Consider the following 15,722-nt stretch of genomic DNA (forward strand, 5'->3'; position numbering starts at 1 on the left):
CTCGTGGGCGGGTTCTAACGATCCCCGCAACACCCTCGATTTGAGGGAGTTGCGGGGATCGTGGCATGTGCTGGGTTGAAGGTGCGGTTTTTCGAGGCGTTGGACCGTGAGGACGGGAATGTCAGCGCGGAGTTACTCCTCCAGGATCGCCACCGCGGCGGCGATATCGCCGTCGTGCGTCAGCGACAGGTGAATCTTGACCGTCGGCAGAAACTCCTGTGCCATGCCGTGCAGCTTGATGGACGGTCGACCCCACGCATCGTTGACGACCTCGATCAACGGGTACGGATTGTCGCCGATCTGCGGCGGGCGTGCGAAACGTGATGTCGCCCAAGCTTTCAAGACTGCTTCCTTGGCTGCCCACCGTGCCGCGTAGTGCCGCGTCGGGTCGGAGCTCTTGGTCGCCGCGTGCCGACGTTCACCCGCGGTGAAGCTGTCGCGAATCATCGTCGTGCCGACCTTTTCCATCTGCTCGGCGAAGTCGGACACCGTCACCAGGTCGAAACCCACTCCCAGGATTGCCATCAGATGGCACCCGGCAGACCGGAGGAGTAGACGTCGTCCTCGCCGAGGCGAGCGGACTCGTTGAGCAACACGTTGGCCTCCAGTTCGCGTGACGCCTTGGCCGGCGTCCCGTCATGTCCCAGTCGTCGATCGTCGGGCCGCTCGTAGAGGGAGTCGCCACCCACCATCGCGGAGATCAGCCTGCGCTGACCGGCGATACGACGCTCGTTCGCCTTCGCGATGTACTCCGCACGCCGCTCGGCCGGAACGGCCTCGAGGAATGCTTGCGGGTGCACCAACGCGATGAGTCCGGACACGTGCCCGAAGCCGAGCGAGGTGAGCAGACCCGCCTTCAGCGGAACCGAGTCACCGAAGCGCAGCGGCTCGCGAGCCCACACCAAGTGCTCGAAACCGGTCATCTTGTCGTCGACGCAGTCGAGGCTGCGGTTCGGCGGGATGACGCCGTTGGCCAGCACCTGGCACAGGCCGATGAGCTGCCAGGCAGCCGCTCCGCCCTTCGAGTGCCCGGTGAGGGACTTCTGCGAGACGACGAACAGCGGAGCGCCGTCCGAGCGGCCGATGGCCTTGGCGAGGCGCGTGTGCAACTCGGCCTCGTTCGGGTCGTTGGCTGCGGTGGACGTGTCGTGCTTGGAGATCACGGCCACGTCGTCTGCGCTGACGCCGAGTGCGTTGAGCGAGAGCGCCAGTGCCGAATCTCTGCCGCCGCGACCGGCGCTGAGTGCGCCGAGTCCCGGAGCCGGGATCGACGTGTGCACTCCGTCGCCGTACGACTGTGCGTAGGCCACCACTCCGAGGACGGGCAGGCCCATCTCGAGTGCCAGATCGCCGCGAGCGAGCAGAATCGTTCCGCCGCCGTGCGATTCGACGAATCCTCCGCGCCTGCGGTCGTTTGCCCGGGAGAAGCGTCGATCGCTGATTCCCTTGGCGGACATCGCTGCCGAGTCCGCCGTGGCCGACATGTCGCCGAAGCCGATGATGCCTTCGGTGCTCAGGTCGTCGAATCCGCCGGCGACCACGAGCTGCGCCTTGCCCAGCTTGATCTTGTCGACGCCCTCCTCGACCGAGACGGCCGCGGTGGCGCAGGCGGCGACGGGGTGAACCATCGCGCCGTAGCTACCGATGTACGACTGAACCACGTGTGCAGCAACGACGTTCGGCAGAGCCTCCTGCAGGATGTCGTTCGCACGGGCATCGCCGAGCAGGGTGTCGATGTACAGCGAGCGCATGGACTCCATGCCGCCCATGCCGGTGCCCTGAGTGTTGGCGACCAGCGTCGGGTGCACCCAGCGCATCAGTTCCGACGGGTTGAAGCCCGAGGAGATGAAGGCGTCGACCGTGGTGACGATGTTCCACAGGGCAACACGATCTACCGAACTCGCCATGTCGGGCGAGATGCCCCACTTGGTGGGATCGAATCCGGTCGGAATCTGACCACCCACGGTACGGGTGAGCTTCATCTTGCGCGGAACGCGAATCTCGGTGCCCGCCTTGCGAGTGACCTGCCAGTCGCTCGAATCGGGAACCGGTGTGATCAGCGTGTGCTCGGGATCGGCAGCCGCGAACGACCGTGCGTCGATCTCGGTTCCGACGACGAACGTGAGGTCGTTGTCGAGGAAGATCGAGGTCATCAGCGGAGCGGTGTTACCGACCATTGCGCCGTCGTCGCCGTACGTGCGGATACCGCACTTCTCGACCACGATGTCGTGGTACTTGTCGGCGATGTCCTCCTCGGGAACGAGGTCACCGGACTCGATGTCGTACCAGCCCGGCTTGGGATCGTTCTCCCAGGCGATCAGGCCGGTGTTCCACGCGAGTTCGAGAACGCCTGCGGCAGAGAGCTGCTCGTCGACCTCCATCTCGAAGCGAGTACGCGCCGAACCGTAAGGTCCGAGCTCACCTGCACCGACGATGACGATCAGGTCCTTCGGATCGACATCGAGGGTCGGCCACGCCGGAGCGGTCGTAGGAGCGAGTCGCGGAGGTGCGGGCAGCGCGGCGATGACCGAACTGTCCACGGCCTCTTCGGTTTTCTCGGCCGCAGCAGCGGCCGCGTCGCGAGCAAGCTCGACGAGGTTGAGCTTGGTGTTGGCCAAGCCACCCGTCAGATCGGCGACGATGGGCTCCTGCGCGGCCCGACGACGTGCGTCGAAGGTGCACAGCCGCAGCAGCTCGGTCGCCATCTCCTCGGTCGACCAGGTACGGACACCTTCGGCTTCGACCGCCTCGACGATGGGATCGTTGCCGCCCATCAGGCCGGTTCCGCGAACCCACCCGATGTGAGCGTGCGCCATGGACACCCGCTCGGCCCAGTTCTTCTCCGAGCCCCACTTCGCGACGACTGCATCGAGTGCGGCCTTCGACTCACCGTAGGCACCGTCGCCACCGAACATTCCACGGTTCGGCGATCCGGGTAGCACCACGTGCAGATGAGTGTCGATGTCGTTGTCGTAGCCGACCTTCGACAGTCCGGTGATCAGACGCTCGACCGACCAGAGCAGCACGCGCATTTCCATCTCGGCGCGAGCTCCGGCGTCGGACATCTCGCCCATGACCCGGGGTGCGGCGAACGGGAACAGCATCGTCGGAGTGGCAGCTGCCTTGACCAACGTCTTTGCGCCACCGGCAGTGTCGATGTAGTCGCTGCCGATCCACTCGATGAGGGCATCGACGTCGGTGTACGACGCGATGTTGGCCGGAACCACCCACAGCGACGCTCCATTGCGAGCGTTGTCGCGGTACAGCGAGCGGTAGAAGCCCAGGCGCTCGTCGTCGAGCCTGGAGGTGGTGACGAAGACCGTCGCTCCCCCGGCCAACAACTGAGCGGTCACGGCCGCGGCGATGGATCCCTTGCTGCCGCCGGTGACGACTGCGACGTCGTCGGCCCACTGTCCCTTGTCCTCGGATGCGACCGCGATGTCTGCGATGCGTCCGAAGGTCTCGGCGAGCACGGCCTTGTTCTCGTAGTCGGCCTTGGCCTTCCACCACTGAGCCTGTGCTGCAACGGCATTGCCTGCACCGGCGAAGGACTCGACAGCGACATCACCTGCGGTACCGAGCCACAACCGAGCCAGATCCTCACGGGCAGTTGCCCACCGGTCGTCGATCAGCACGGCGCGCTTGGCGTCGAACGCGGGAGCGACCAGGCGAGGCCAGTCGGAGCCGAGCTCGGCCGAAACCAGCTCCACCAGAGCAGCATCGGGGTTCTCGGCCAGCAGCGCGTTGGGTGCGTCCGCCAGGCCGAGCTGTTCGAGCACCAACCGAGCTGCGGAGGCGAGAACGCCGTCGCGACCGGTGATGTGCTCGGTGAACTCGCCCAGAGCAGCAGCGTCGACGGTTCCGCCGGCCCCGCCACCTGCCTGAGGCATGGACACTGCGATTCCGCGACGAGCGGCAACCGAAGCAACCGCGGCGTCGATGACGTTGTCGACAGCAGTGCCGTCGGCGAGAGCGCCGTCGGCCAGGCCGCCGAGTGCACCGCCGCGGACCGACGCGCCGTCACGGGTACCGAGAGCGACCTCGGCAGTGACGTGATGCGCCCAGCCGTCGCCCAGTTCCCAGGTCTTCTTGACGCGATCGGCGATGGACGCCGGGCGTCGACCCGAGGGGCCGAAGACCTTGCGGAGATGGTCGTTGATCGAGTCGCTGAGCACCGGGCCGAACGGCTTGTAGGTACGAGCCAGCTTGTTCACCGTGCCCGAGAGCGCGCCCATGTCGGCATCGGCTGCGCCGTCGATGGCACCGAGCGAGAGCTCGGAACCGAGGTCGACGAGCAGCTGGTTACGACGTGAGGACACGCCGTCGCACAGCGCCTCGATGGTGTCGGCGGGTCCGATCTGATCGAGCTGCAGCTTGGTCCACAGTCCGATGAGGATCTTGGTCGCATCGGCGGCGACGAACGCGATGTCGTCGGGACGAGGTCCACCCGACGGTGCAGCGGCCGGAGCGGGTGCGGCAGCCGGAGCGGCCGCTGCTGCAGGAGCAGCGGCCTCGGGAGCGGGAGTCGCCTCGTCCTCGTCGGCCGGAGCCGGGTCGGTATCGGTGCCGTAGACGATCGCGGCTTCGCGCTCGAGGTTCAGCACCTCGACCGGGTGGCCGAAGCGGCCGGGCAGCTTGAGAGTCTGCGACGCGAGGTTGGCCACGGTCGGTGTTGCACCGAGCCCGATCTCGACGAAACGCTCGACGCCCATACCGCCGTCGGACTCGTCTGCGAAGAGCAGATCCTGAGTCTCGATCCACCGGACCGGGCTGGCGAACTGCCATGCGAGCAATTCGGTCAGAATCACGCGGCACAGATCGCTCGGCCGTGCGGCCCACGAATCGAACTCTGCAAGAACGGTGTTCAGCGGCTCGGACGGTACGAGGTCGGCGATCTCCTGAACGAAGGCCCGGTCGAGCGAGAACGGCTTGGGCACCAGGTTCGGAATGTAGCGACCGACCAGGATCGCGGGATCGAGCTGCTCGGGCAGCAGGGTCTCGAGGCGGCTACGGAAATCGTCGACTCCACCGCGCAGAACCGTCGAGTGGAACGGCACGTCGATGCCCGGAACCATGATGTAGGCGGCCTTGCCGCCGAACTCTGCCCGGCGGATGGCGATCTTCTTCTCGAGCTCACCGAGGCCGGCAACGGTGCCTGCGATGGCGTACTGCGAGCCACGCAAGTTGAGGTTGACGATCTCGAGGAACTCACCGGACTCTGCTGCGACACCGGCGACGAAGCCTTGCACGTCCTCGTCGGCCAGGCCGATCTGGGACGGGCGGATGGCAGCCATGCGGTAGTCACTGCGGCCGTTCTCGTCACGGGGAACGAGTGCGTGCATGGCCGAGCCGCGCTGGAAGACGACCTCGAGAACGGCCTCGAGCGGGAGCACACCGGCAACAGCGGCCAGCGCGTTGTACTCACCCACCGAGTGGCCGGCGAGAATCGAATTCTCCACGAACGCACCGGATTCACGCAGTTCGGCAACCTGTGCGACACCGAGAACGGCCATCGCAACCTGGGTGAACTGCGTCAGGTGCAGCACACCGTCGGGATGCTTGTGCGTGACCCCGCGGGCCTTGAGCGACGTCGGATTGTCGCGCACGACAGCGAGAATCGAGAAGCCGAGCGCGCTGCGCGTGTGCTTGTCGGCACGCTCCCAGATCTCACGCGCAGCCTTGGAGCGAGCGCGTGCGTCCAGTCCCATACCCGGGCGCTGGATGCCCTGGCCGGGGAACGCGTAGACGGTCTTCGGCGCGGCGGTGCGTGCGGTGGCGACCATGACCAGTTCGCCGCCGACTCGGCAGGACACCTCGACCAGTTCGGCACCCTGATCGAATCCGGTGCGGTCGACGCGAACGTCGATCTCCGCTCCGGGACGGACCATTCCGAGGAAACGAGCAGTCCAGGCAGTGAGACGACGCGGAGGAGTCTTGGTGTCCTCATGGTCGACTGCGGTGACGGTCTGCTGCGCCGCAGCCGAGAGCCACATGCCGTGCACGATCGGGCTACCGAGGCCGGCGAGCAACGCCGCGGCATCCGAGGTGTGAATCGGGTTGTGATCGCCCGAGACCTGGGCGAACGCGGCCATGTTGCGCGGGGCCACGATGGTGGCCTGGCGACGGCGACGACGCGGGGTGTCCTTGGCGTCGGCGCTCAGCGAACCGCCGGCGCGAGCCGGATCCACCAACTCGCCCTTACCGGTGCGTCCACGAATGGCGAAGCGCTCCACCAGAGTTGCGACGGCCGGGGCGTCGAGCCCCTCACCGAGCATGGCACCGATTTCGACGGTGACCTCGACGACGCGACCGAGATCGGTATCGAGCACCTCTCCTGCAGCGGCCTTGACCACGAGAATCGAAGTGTCGGTCGGCAATTCACCGACGAGGTTGACGCTGTGATCGAGGTGCACCAGGTCGAGCATGCCTTCGATGACGTCGATGCCTTCGGCGTTGCGCGTCGCTCCGAGCACGGCGAAGACGGCGGGCCAGCAGGCGCCGACGAGGACGTCGGGAACGGCCTTGCCGCTGACGGTCAGTGTGTCGGGCAGTCCGGATCCGGTGACGCCGGCGTGGTCGGCGATCAGATCGGGGATCCAGGCGATGTTCAGCCGCGCGACACCGTTCTTGACCGTCGGAAGGTCCTGTCCTGCCGCAACTCCGAGCAGTGCCGACATGGCCTGCTGTGCATCCTCTGCGGTGACGACCGGAGCGCCGCCGTCGATGGTGGAGGCGGGCACCGTCAGACGGATGCGTACTTCCTTGCCCGGGGCGAGCGGGACCAGCAGTTCGACGTGCTCGGAGTCGAGCACGGTCAAGGAGGAGCCGGTCTGTGGATGCGAGGCGACCGTATCGGAGTCGACGGTCCAGTCGGCCGGATCTCCCAGGCGTGCAACGGGGTTCTGCGTCATGCGCGAGGCCCAGGTGACGTCGGGAGCTGCCAGCACGATGCCCAGCAGTCCCGGTGCGATCTCGGCGTGGCGCCGGCTGGCGATGGCCGCCGGCTCGACACCCTCGGCGAGAAGCTGGTCCGCGGTGGCCTTCTCGAAGCGGTTCAGCAGTTCGCCCACCGGCTCGTCGACGCGAGTGATACCTGCGACGGCAACGGTTCCGGGGATGATGCAGACCTGATCGGCAGAGTAGCGAGCGTCGTGTGCCTGCCACAGCGAGTCGCTGCGCCACCAGCGGCGCACGTCACCGTCGACGACGGGAACGAAGTTGACGGGCTTGCCGGGCATGCGGCACAGCGAGGTGAAGAAGGTGATGTCGGCCGGGTGCAGCACCACGTCACCGGCGTCGGGGAACTGAGCGAGCAGTGACTTCAGTGCTGCGCGCGGACGCTCGAGTACCTCGGCGTCGGCGAACAGGGTGGGGATGGGTCCGCGATCGACCGGGTGCAGACGTGCCTCGGCGCGCTGCAGCATTTCGAGGAAACGGGTGCGCCAGGTGACGTCGAGCCACACCGATTCACGGGCCTCGGTCACGGCATCGGTGAACTCACCGCCGCAATCGAATTCGCTGCGCGAGTCCGTTCCGATGGCCAGATCCAGGTAGCGGCTCAGCCACTGCTGGTAGGTCATCTCGGCGACGTCCCCGAAGAACGGCTTGGCGGTGCCGTCGAGTGCGGCGATGATCTCGTCGCGGCGCTCGGCCACGGCGTCGGCGTTACCGGCGACCTCGTCGAGCAGCCGACCGCAACGTGATGCCGCATTGTCGATCTCGTGAATGTCGGCACCGAGCTGGCTGCGGCCCGAGGCCATTCCGCCGTTGGCGGTTCCGGCACCGACCCAGTCGGGAGTTCCCGGCGTGTCGACGAGAAGCTGCTTGACCTCGGGAGCCGTCGTGGCTTCCAGAGTGGCCATCGCAGCGGTACCGACGAGGATGCCGTCGAGAGGCATCTTCGGGTATCCGTGCACGGCAGACCAGGTTCCGGTCAGGTAGTCCGCGGCCCGCTCGGGTGTTCCGATACCGCCGCCGACGCAGATCACCAGGTTGGGGCGCGAGCGGAGCTCGGCGTAGGTGGTCAGCAGTAGGTCGTCGAGGTCCTCCCACGAGTGGTGTCCGCCTGCGCGGCCACCCTCGATATGGACGTTGACTTGGTAGGACGGAACCTCGTTGGCGATGCGGATCACTGCGCGAATCTGCGCGACGGTACCCGGCTTGAACGAGACGTAGCTGATTCCGGCCTCGGAGAGCTCCTCGATGAGAGCCACTGCCTCGTCCAGTTCGGGGATGCCTGCCGTGACGACGACGCCGTCGATGGCCGCACCCGCTGCACGGGCACGCTGCACGATGCGGCGACCGCCGAGCTGCAGCTTCCACAGGTACGGGTCGAGGAAGAGCGAGTTGAACTGGATGGCTCGGCCGGGCTCGAGCAACGTGGAGAGCTCGGCGACGCGGTCGGTGAAGATGTCCTCGGTGACCTGTCCGCCACCGGCGAGCTCGGCCCAGTGGCCTGCGTTGGCTGCGGCCGCGACGATCTTCGCGTCGACCGTCGTCGGCGTCATGCCGGCGAGCAGGATCGGCGAACGTCCGGTCATCTTGGTGAAGGAGGTCTCGACGACGACACGGCCGTCGGGGAGCGTCACGGGCTTGGGTGCGAATGCCGACCATGCCGGCTGCACCTCGGGTGCGGCTCCTGGAGTGAGCAGATTGCGGTGGCCGCCGCGCGAGGATGCCGCGATGATGCCGACGCCCTGTCCTCGCAGCGCCGGGGTGGTCATGCGGGTGAGGAGGTCACCGGGTCCGAGGTCGAGGATCCAGTCCGCGCCGGCCTCGACGACACCGTCGATGGCGTCGACCCAGTCCACGGAATCGACGAGGATCTTCTGCGCCAGTTCGCGGGCCAGGGCGGCGTCGAGACCGCACCGCTGCGCCCAGGCGTCGACGAGCTCCACGGCGTCGTTCAATGCGGGGTGATGGAAGCCGATCTCGACCGGGAGCTGCTCGAAGACGGGTGCGAACACCGCGCCGCCGCGCTTCTTGGCATCGCGCTCACGTTCTTCCCGAGCCGCGATCTGCTCGCACTTCTCCTGCACGCGAGCCAACTGAGCCGGCGGGCCGGACAGCACGACGCGGCGACGACCGTTGCGGATGGCCAGAGCAGCGGAGCGTTCGGGTGCTCCCGGTATCTCGAGCTCGTCGACGATCGCCTGAAGACGTTCGGGCTCGACGTTGCCGACCGAGACCATCGGCGCACGGTCACCGGCACCGATGATGCCGCGGCGACGTCCGACGAGTCCGGCAGCGGCGCCGACCAACTGAGCGATGGCCAGGAAATTGGCGTCCTGTGCGCCGTCCGCGGCGACGGACTCGGCGGCGATGAGGCCCTGCGAGTGTCCGACCACCTTGACCGGCGGGGTCTGGGCGGGGTCGAGGCCCTGCAGCTTCAGCGCGCGCAACGCGGCGACCTGAGTGAGGAAGACGCCCGGCAGAGACACCGCAGCCGAGGTCAGTGCCGCTTCGGAGGGCCCGTAGGAGCCGGCGGTGTCGTCGTCGGCGAGGTCCTGCTCGAGCATCCAACCGATCGGGTCGAAGCCGACCGAGCGGACGACCAGCAGCTCGTCGGACACGGGCGCGAGCACTGCTGCGGCCTCGTTGACGAGATCGGTCAGTTCGGGCTCGAGTGCGGAATCGCGCGCGAGCTCTTCGAGCGAACTCAGCCAGGGCGCACCCTGACCACCGAACGCCAGAGCGTACGGCTCGCCCGCGGCGAATCGATCTGCCAGAGTCCGAGAGCCGCCACTGCTTCTAGGGGCTTTGCCTGCGTTGCCTGTGCTTCGCGAGCCGCGTCCGTGTGATGGTGTGCTCTCGTTGATCGTCAAGGCTGAAGATTCCTCTCGTGGACGTCTCGGGGGGTCGAGGCGTTCGCTGTGATGACTGCCGTGGTGCGTCGTGGGCAACAGGGCAAAGCGTGAGCCTGTCTTCGTCGACAGGTCTCCTTCGCGCTGCTCCAGGTTGACACAAAATCATGAGGAAATCCTCAGGTTTGCTCGGACGTCCGAGTGCTACCAGCGAGTACGTCCGCGTAAGCGCCTTTACTTTTTGTTTACCCAACTCTCGAGTAACCCGCATCGACCCTGGCGGGAGACTCGGCGGCGACGGCGAAATATGAGGGAACCCTCGCATTTTTCGTTATCTTTTTGTGATGTGATCTCGAGCACTCCGTGAGCGTCCGGTGACCTGTCGGTGGGGTCGTCTAGCTTTCTCCTACGAACCGCATCCGACAGGGCGGTCCACGAACTCCGGGGGGAATTCATGTATTCATCGGTTACGGACACTTGCACGACGGGCGAGCTCGAAGCAATGCTGTCGCACATCGAATCGTTTGCCTCGCAATCGAATTCGCCGCACTGGACACCGGGGTGGCGCGGCGAATCCGAGGCGGCGCTACTCGACGCGATCTTCTCCGCGCGCGCTCCTTACGGAGGACCGACCAGTGGGGTGCGAGCGGTCATCGGACGGTGGCGGTCACACCGCGGCGATAACCGACTCGACGACTTGACAACCCTTGCAGAACTGACTTCGGATCCGGATCAGCTCGTGCAGATCCTGTCCAACCGTCAGCTCGTTCCAGGAAACAGCCGAACCAAGGCGGCGGCAGCCGCTGTGGCAGCGCAGACGCTGATCGCGTCGGGGTTGAGCCGTTCGACCGATTTCGAGCAGCACACGAAGGAACATTTCGATGCGTTCCGCGCGATCCCTGGCCTCGGCGAGACCACCTGGGAGTGCATGCTCATGCATCTGGGCGTACGCACCGACAAGGCGACCGCACATCTGACCGCGTTCGTTGCCGACGCTCTCGAACCACTCCATCGAGACCTCGCCGCCGACATCGCCGAGGAGCGCTCCCCCGTGATTCTCGACGCCGTAGCGGACGCACTCCACGTCGATCTCGCCTCGCTCGAGCACGCGCTCTGGCGTTACCAGCACAAGCTGCGCAGACCGCCGCAGCGTCATTCCGAGGCTGAGCTCCGATCGGCGGGCTGACTCTGCAGAATTATCACCTCTGCGAGATCATCACCTCGACGCCATCGAGGATGCACTCCACACCGAAACGATAGGCATGCACGGGGTCGCTGGCGGCGTCGTACGACGTCGCCGCGGCCGTCCCGATGCGGGACGACACCGGAAAACGCTCGCGCGTCATCACCCGCTCGATGACGGGTGCGGTAGCCGCCCACCACTGAGCGTCGGACATTCCCGACTGCTTCTTCACCCGATCGACAGCGGCCGAGGCCCTCGCGGTCCCCGACACGTGAGTGAGAACAAGTGTCAACACCGAATCGATCTCGACGTCACCGAGCCCGGTACCGACGAGGGTGCGCAGCTCTGCCTCGTACTTGTCGTTGGTGTGCGGACCGAGCACCGGACGCGCACCGACGGCGTCGAGCAGCCACGAATGTCGTTGATAGAGCTCCCAATTGCGCTCGGCAACGAATCGCAACGCGGACCGCCACCCACCGGGAACCGATGCCGGCTCGTCGACGTGTGCATACAGATCTGCCAGGGACCGATCGATCATCAGGTCCGTCAACTCTTGACGCCCCGGCACGTGGGTGTACAGCGACATCGCACCGACCCCGAGATGCTCGGCCACATTGCGCATCGACACCGACTCCAACCCGTTCGCATCGGCCATCTCGATTGCCGCGTCGACGATCGCGTCGACGCTCAGGCCGGTTCGGCTCGGTTTCGCGTCGACCCGCCACAGCAGTTCGAGGATGCGCGCCGGATCGAACGAGTTCTCCTTCTTCACCACCCGGCGAGCCTAATCGGACGTCGACGTGGCTCGAAGAACCGCGTCGCACGCACAGCAGCATCGGTTGTAGACTTCACCGGCACGCGCGAGTGGCGGAATTGGCAGACGCGCTGGATTTAGGTTCCAGTGTCTCAGGACGTGGGGGTTCAAGTCCCCCCTCGCGCACAACGGTCGTTCGACCCGGCTTTTCTCGAGACTCCCAGGTCTACCGGTTTCAACGTGTGAAGGTGGCTCGTATGTCCAGCGATCCCGACGACGACGCGATCTTCGCCGAAACTTCCGACGAACGACGCTCTCTCGCACGCACTTTCGACACCCTGACACCCGAACAGTGGGACACCCCATCGCTGTGCGACGCCTGGACGGTCCGCGACGTCGCCGCCCATCTCGTGGTGCCCCTGATAGTCCCGCTCTGGCAGTTCGGACTCGCCATGGTGCGCACTCGAGGGAACTTCGACCGGGCCAATCAGATGATGACCCAGCGAATGAAGCGCAAACACGGCGACGAATTACCCGCGCTCCTGACAGCTCACGCAGACAAGAAGTTCACCCCGCCGGGCCACGGTCCGCTGGCCCCCTTGTCCGACGTCATCGTGCACGGACTCGATGTATGCAGGCCGCTGGGAATCGAGCACCACGTTCCCGAGCACCGCATGGTTACGATGCTCGACTTCCTGGTGCCGGAAAGCGGTGCGGCACCGTTCAAAGGACCGGATCTTCGACTGCAGTGGCGCGCAACCGATCTGGACTGGAGTCGGGGCGAGGGCCCCGTCGTCGAAGGATCGGCGGGCACCCTGGCGTTGGTGCTGACGGGGCGCAGCAGCGCTCTCGCCGACATCACCGGCCCGGGTGCCGAGCAACTTGCCGAAGCACGGGCGAACCGTCGTCGGTCGTGAGTCGCACCCGGCTCGTCCATGGTGAGAATCACCGGCCGGCCACCCGACGTGACTACCTTCGGTAGTAGTTGCTCCGGTACCGTCGAGTGGTGACCTCATCCCGCCCGAAGCGTCGACCCGCGCTCATTGCGCTGGTGATCGTATCCGCGGCGGTGTGTCTCGGTCTCGGCTGGTGGCAGTGGGAACGCTTCGAGGCGGTCGGCGGCAACGGCCAGAACCTCGGCTACGCGTTCCAGTGGCCCTTGTTCGCGGCGTTCGTCGTCTACGCCTACCGCAAGTTCGTCCGCCTCGAAGACGAGGACCAGGACGAGCCCGACGCCGGGCAGCCCGAAGGACCGACCGAGGTCCCTCTCGATCTGCTCCCCCAGCGCCGCGTGGCAGACCCGGACGTCGGCGATCTGGACGACCCCGAGGCCAGGCAACTTCTCGAGTACAACAGCTACCTCGCGGAGCTGAACGAATCCCGCGGGACCGACAGGAGCACCACGTGAGTTCGGCACCGGACAAGACCAAGGCGTCCACCAACAAGACTCGGAAGATCGCGTCGGCGCTGCTGCGCTATCGCGTGCTCGCCTACGTCACCGGTATCTGGTTGCTCGTCCTCGTGACCGAAATGGTCGCGAAGTACATTTTCAAGGTCGAGAATGTGCCCAACTGGATTGCGGTAGTGCACGGTTGGGTCTACCTCGTATACCTGATCCTGACGATCGACCTTGCCATCAAGGTGCGGTGGCCGGCCGGTCGGACCATCGGCACGCTGCTCGCCGGAACTGTTCCGTTCCTGTCGTTCTACGTCGAACACAAGCGCACCAAGCAGGTCAAGGCCGACTTCGGCGTCTGACGTCAGCAGGTGATCGGCTGTGCGTTCTCCGGATCCAGCGCGTTCTCCACCAGCCGCTGCGCCAGCGGATCGTACGAGATTCCTGTGTGCTCGACGACATTGCCGGGGCACACGTCCTGCAGCACCACGTTCGTATTTCCCGCTCCGGTAAGGAGCGACGCCGTGTACGGAACGACAACCTGGTCGTATCGAGTCACGATCGTCGTGTAATCGATCCCCGCGACTGTGTCGCTGCCCTCGTTCAACCGCTCGAGCACGTCGTCCTGCACCGGCGGACCGGCGGTCGGATAGTTCGGCGGAGACAGCGCCACTATGCGCGAGACGGTGCGATCACCGCCGAGGAAGCGGGCGTAGTAGCGCGGCACCGTCCCGCCCTTCGAGTGACCCACGATCGACACCCTCGATGAGCCAGTCGACTCGAGGACGGAATCGACGAACGTGGACAGCTCCGCGGCACTCTCGGGAATCGTTCCCAGCGCTCCCAACCCGGGCACCGGCCCGGTGTTGCCGTAGTCGAGTGCGAACACGCAGTATCCGGCGTCGACCAGGGCCGGTGACAGCGACGACCAGTTCGCGTAGGAGTTCTCCAGGAACCCGTGTACCAAGATGACCGGTTCGGGATGTCGAGCGCTGGGAACGCACGAGTAATCGTTCGCGCCCGCCGGCGTCGCACCTGGATGGGCCACCGAGTAGACCAAGGCCTCGGCGAACGATCCCGCGACCGGCGCTGCCGAAGCGGGGGTTCCCACCGAACACAGGGCAGCGGCAGCGAGCACGACCGTGGTTCTCGTCAACACTGCCCGCGCCGCCACGACTATCGCCCTGTCAACGCTTCGAGAGCAGGAACCAGCTTGCGCAGCGCGCGGCCGCGATGAGAGGCCGCGTCCTTCTCGTCCGGAGCCAACTGCGCGGCACTGCGGCCGTCCCCCTTCGGCACGAAGATCGGATCGTATCCGAATCCGTTCTCCCCCAACGGCTCTCGCGCTACAACGCCGCGCCACTCGCCGCGAACGACGGTCTCGGCTCCGCCCGGGACCACCAACGCACATGCCGACACGAAAGCCGCCCCGCGTCGTTCGTCGGGGGTATCGCTCAGCTGCGCCAGCACGAGCGCCGTGTTGGCCTCGTCCTGCCCGTGAGTTCCGGACCAGCGCGCGGAGAGCACCCCGGGCATTCCATTCAATGCGTCGATTTCGATTCCGGAATCATCGGCGACGCAAGGCAACCCGGTTGCCGCCGCACCGTCGCGCGCTTTGGCCGCCGCGTTGTCCTCGAACGTCGCTCCGGTTTCGGGTGCCTCGGGAAACGGCGGCACCTCGGCGAGACCGACCAACTCGATACCCACGAGGCCGGCGGCGTCGAGTACCCGTCGCAGTTCTCGCAGCTTCTTGGCGTTACGACTGGCTACCAGTAGCTTGGTGTCAGGCACCGAACTTCTTCTTCGTTTCTGCGGTGGCAGGCTCGGGCAGATCCCCCGGGTACGGCAACGCCAGCGCCTCCCTCTGCACCTCGAACAGCTTGTCGATGCCGACGAACGCAGAGTCGAGGAGCTTGTCGAGGGTGGTGCGCGGGAAGGTCGCGCCTTCGCCGGTTCCCTGAATCTCGACCAGAGTGCCGGTATCGGTCGCGACGACGTTCATGTCGACCTCGGCTCGCGAATCCTCTTCGTACGGAAGGTCGAGACGCACCCGGCCGTCGACGACGCCGACACTGACCGCGGCGATCATGCACGAGATCGGCTGCGGGTCGGCCAGGCGTCCGGCTGCTCGTAGGTAGGTGACGGCGTCACTGAGAGCCACGAACGCTCCGGTCACGGCAGCAGTACGGGTGCCGCCGTCGGCCTGCAACACGTCGCAGTCGAGGGCGATCGTGTTCTCGCCGATCGCTGCCAGATCGATGCACGCGCGCAGTGAGCGTCCGACCAGTCGGGAGATCTCCTGAGTGCGGCCGCCGACCTTGCCCTTGACGGACTCGCGTCCGTTACGCGTGTGGGTGGCAGCGGGAAGCATTGCGTACTCGGCGGTGAGCCAGCCGAGGCCGGATCCCTTCCGCCAGCGCGGTACGCCCTCCTCGACGCTGGCCGTGCACATCACCCTGGTGTTGCCGAATTCGACCAGCACCGACCCTGCCGGGTGAGTGGTGAATCCGCGGGTGATCTTGATGGTGCGGAGCTCGTCGTCCGCTCTGCCGTCTTCTCGTCTGGACACGCCTCGAAGCCTAGCGC

10 protein-coding genes and 1 tRNA gene are annotated in these 15,722 nt (G+C 66.2%); 5 read left to right on the top strand and 6 right to left on the bottom strand.

What is annotated here, in order from left to right:
• Window positions 1-132: 132 nt before the first annotated feature.
• On the bottom strand, window positions 133-525 hold the full coding sequence (locus AB0P23_RS02330) for a holo-ACP synthase (RefSeq protein ID WP_008715184.1): 393 nt from the start codon (window positions 523-525) through the stop codon (window positions 133-135).
• The gene (locus AB0P23_RS02335; RefSeq protein ID WP_363796724.1) at window positions 525-9,824 is read right to left on the bottom strand and encodes a fatty acid synthase subunit beta domain-containing protein; all 9,300 of its coding nucleotides are present in this window, start codon (window positions 9,822-9,824) and stop codon (window positions 525-527) included. Before AB0P23_RS02335 ends, AB0P23_RS02330 begins: the two co-directional genes overlap by 1 nt.
• Window positions 9,825-10,500: 676 nt before the next feature.
• On the opposite strand from AB0P23_RS02335, the gene AB0P23_RS02340 reads away from it, so the two are divergent.
• On the top strand, window positions 10,501-10,989 hold the full coding sequence (locus tag AB0P23_RS02340) for a hypothetical protein (RefSeq protein WP_155289588.1): 489 nt from the start codon (window positions 10,501-10,503) through the stop codon (window positions 10,987-10,989).
• A gap of 13 nt (window positions 10,990-11,002) precedes the next feature.
• Here AB0P23_RS02340 and AB0P23_RS02345 read toward each other — a convergent pair whose 3' ends face one another.
• Entirely contained in the window at window positions 11,003-11,761 is a 759-nt protein-coding gene (locus tag AB0P23_RS02345; RefSeq protein ID WP_032390895.1) for a TetR/AcrR family transcriptional regulator, read from the bottom strand.
• Window positions 11,762-11,844: 83 nt separating this feature from the next.
• Here AB0P23_RS02345 and AB0P23_RS02350 point away from each other — a divergent pair.
• From AB0P23_RS02350 to AB0P23_RS02365, 4 genes are all read left to right on the top strand, one after another.
• Window positions 11,845-11,926: transfer RNA gene (locus tag AB0P23_RS02350), tRNA-Leu, on the top strand.
• 71 nt (window positions 11,927-11,997) lie between these two features.
• On the top strand, window positions 11,998-12,657 hold the full coding sequence (locus AB0P23_RS02355; RefSeq protein WP_283541592.1) for a maleylpyruvate isomerase family mycothiol-dependent enzyme: 660 nt from the start codon (window positions 11,998-12,000) through the stop codon (window positions 12,655-12,657).
• A gap of 89 nt (window positions 12,658-12,746) precedes the next feature.
• On the top strand, window positions 12,747-13,148 hold the full coding sequence (locus AB0P23_RS02360) for a transcriptional regulator (RefSeq protein WP_094644406.1): 402 nt from the start codon (window positions 12,747-12,749) through the stop codon (window positions 13,146-13,148).
• A complete protein-coding gene (locus AB0P23_RS02365; RefSeq protein ID WP_027497662.1) occupies window positions 13,145-13,498 on the top strand; it encodes a DUF3817 domain-containing protein in 354 nt (117 codons plus the stop codon). The genes AB0P23_RS02360 and AB0P23_RS02365 overlap by 4 nt, the downstream gene beginning before the upstream one ends.
• A gap of 2 nt (window positions 13,499-13,500) precedes the next feature.
• Here the strand turns inward: AB0P23_RS02365 and AB0P23_RS02370 are convergent, their stop codons facing one another.
• Genes AB0P23_RS02370 through rph form a run of 3 tightly spaced genes read right to left on the bottom strand, consistent with a single transcriptional unit; the run spans window position 13,501 to window position 15,705 of the window.
• The gene (locus AB0P23_RS02370) at window positions 13,501-14,310 is read right to left on the bottom strand and encodes an alpha/beta fold hydrolase (protein ID WP_032368387.1); all 810 of its coding nucleotides are present in this window, start codon (window positions 14,308-14,310) and stop codon (window positions 13,501-13,503) included.
• Between the two features lie 2 nt (window positions 14,311-14,312).
• A complete protein-coding gene (gene rdgB / locus AB0P23_RS02375) occupies window positions 14,313-14,927 on the bottom strand; it encodes an RdgB/HAM1 family non-canonical purine NTP pyrophosphatase (protein WP_283541591.1) in 615 nt (204 codons plus the stop codon).
• Entirely contained in the window at window positions 14,920-15,705 is a 786-nt protein-coding gene (gene rph / locus AB0P23_RS02380) for a ribonuclease PH (RefSeq protein ID WP_027497665.1), read from the bottom strand. Before rph ends, rdgB begins: the two co-directional genes overlap by 8 nt.
• Between the last annotated feature and the right edge of the window lie 17 nt (window positions 15,706-15,722).

The sequence above is a fragment of the Rhodococcus sp. NPDC077669 genome, assembly GCF_040686915.1.
Lineage (GTDB): Bacteria > Actinomycetota > Actinomycetes > Mycobacteriales > Mycobacteriaceae > Rhodococcoides > Rhodococcoides fascians.

What these genes read in the sequence shown, in the direction of transcription:
- AB0P23_RS02330 (WP_008715184.1), bottom strand. Translation starts at nt 525, where the DNA reads ATGGCAATCCTGGGAGTGGGTTTCGACCTGGTGACGGTGTCCGACTTC.
- AB0P23_RS02355 (WP_283541592.1), top strand. Translation starts at nt 11,998, where the DNA reads ATGTCCAGCGATCCCGACGACGACGCGATCTTCGCCGAAACTTCCGAC.